This is a genomic window from Psychrobacter sp. 72-O-c, assembly GCF_904846605.1.
Taxonomy (GTDB): domain Bacteria; phylum Pseudomonadota; class Gammaproteobacteria; order Pseudomonadales; family Moraxellaceae; genus Psychrobacter.
This window is the reverse complement of record NZ_CAJHBI010000066.1, coordinates 1-1209: the sequence shown is the minus strand read 5'-3', so window position 1 is coordinate 1209 and position 1209 is coordinate 1. Positions and strand designations below refer to the sequence as shown.

The following is a 1209-nucleotide window of genomic DNA, read 5'->3' as shown; positions in this document are numbered from 1 at the left end:
CTAGGTTAAAACACTTCAGAGGCATTGCCACACGCTATGATAAACTTAAAGCCAGCTATGAGGCTGCCATAATTCTCGCTTGTGTCTTTATTTGGCTGCCGCTGATTTGAATTCTATACAGCCCCTATGTTAGAGATACTATTATTAGCATTAGCATTAGCAGCCGATGCATTTGCAGCATCAATTGGTCTTGGCTCGACCCATAGAAATGATGCCAAGCCTCAGTTTATAAAAATTGCATGACTCGTTGGTGTATATTTCGAGGTTGCTCAGGGTTTAATGCCGCTGATCGGTTACGAGCTTGGCTCTACCATGTTGGGTTGGTTTGCTGAAGAGGCTGCTTGGATCGCTTTTGTCATACTGGTAGCGCTTGGCATCAAATCCCAATATAGACAACATCCCCTAAGTAAAATACCAAATAAAAAAAGGTTGCTAACACTGTATACAACATAGTGCTAGTAACCTTTTTACTACTATCAAAATTAAGTCGCTACCGACGTCTATCTACAAAATTAATACTTGTATCATCCCATTCGCAAAGTAATCACTATCTAAGATATTACGAGCCAGCCTATAAGAATAAAATTTCTCTAGCATTATAGTCACCAGAAATAACTAGAGTTTTGGACAGGAATAAACGACTGTAAACAATCTAAGTTAGATTAGATTAGGTTCAGTTTTTGAGTTGATGCCTATGGCTTTGATAGCTTAAGTCAGTTTATCTAGGGCGTACGCAATCAGGTATGTTTGTTTAGGTAGACATGGGGCAGTTGGCAATGGATGCCTACAAAGTAGGCTGGCTTGTCGATCCCGGGCAGCTGCTTCATCTCAATGCTTGTGAATTAACTTATTTACGCCTACTATAAATGTATCAACGACTAACGATGGTTTTTTGGTGTGGCTAAAAAAAGTACTTAGATAATTGAAAAGTGAGCTATGCTGAAGAAACCGTAGAGATATTTTTGGTAAACTAACGACTCGCCAAGGAGTTTACCATGACCAAGAAAATGCAGAGCTATAGTACTGAATTCAAAGTAGAGGCTGTCAAAAAAATAGCAGATAATAACGGCAACTTGAGTGCAACTGAGCTATGCTGAAGAAACCGTAGAGGTAAACTTGGTAAACTAACGACTCAATGAGGAGTTTACCATGACCAAGAAAATCAGAACTTATAGCACAGAATTTAAAGCAGAAGCCGTTAAGAAGATA

Annotated in this window: 2 pseudogenes; both read left to right on the top strand. The window is 39.1% G+C overall.

Annotated features, from left to right (window positions below):
• Nucleotides 1-110 (top strand): annotated as a pseudogene (locus tag JMX97_RS13600) (IS5/IS1182 family transposase); the annotation flags it as partial.
• A gap of 16 nt (nt 111-126) precedes the next feature.
• Nucleotides 127-408, top strand: a pseudogene (locus JMX97_RS13595) (manganese efflux pump); the annotation flags it as partial.
• Between the last annotated feature and the right edge of the window lie 801 nt (nt 409-1209).